Origin of the sequence: Streptomyces sp. SID14478, assembly GCF_010548525.1 — a bacterium.
In the GTDB taxonomy this organism is placed as follows: Bacteria; Actinomycetota; Actinomycetes; order Streptomycetales; family Streptomycetaceae; genus Streptomyces.
Genome location: NZ_JAAGMG010000423.1, coordinates 1 through 245, shown reverse-complemented (window position 1 = coordinate 245; position 245 = coordinate 1). Strand labels below are relative to the sequence as shown.

The 245-nt window shown below is 78.4% G+C and carries 1 pseudogene; it reads left to right on the top strand.

From position 1 onward, the window contains the following. A pseudogene (locus G3I40_RS13575) lies at positions 1-245 on the top strand (ABC transporter); the annotation flags it as partial.

Sequence of the window (245 nt, the reverse complement as noted above, 5' to 3'; positions counted from 1 at the left end):
CCGACCACCGGGTCCGCGTACCGGTCCTGCCCGCGGCAGGGGCGGGCCTGCTCGCCATGCAGGTGTGCGCCCTGGCAGGCGTCGCCGTGGGCGCCGTCACGACGTGGCCGGTCCTGCGCGGCACCGGGCCCGGGGTGAGCGGCATGCTGCTGTGCACCCTGTTGGTCCTGGTCGCGCCCGGTTCCCCGGCGCGTTCGGCGGTCACGGCGCTGATCGAGGGCTCGCAGGCGGGCCGGGTGCCGGCC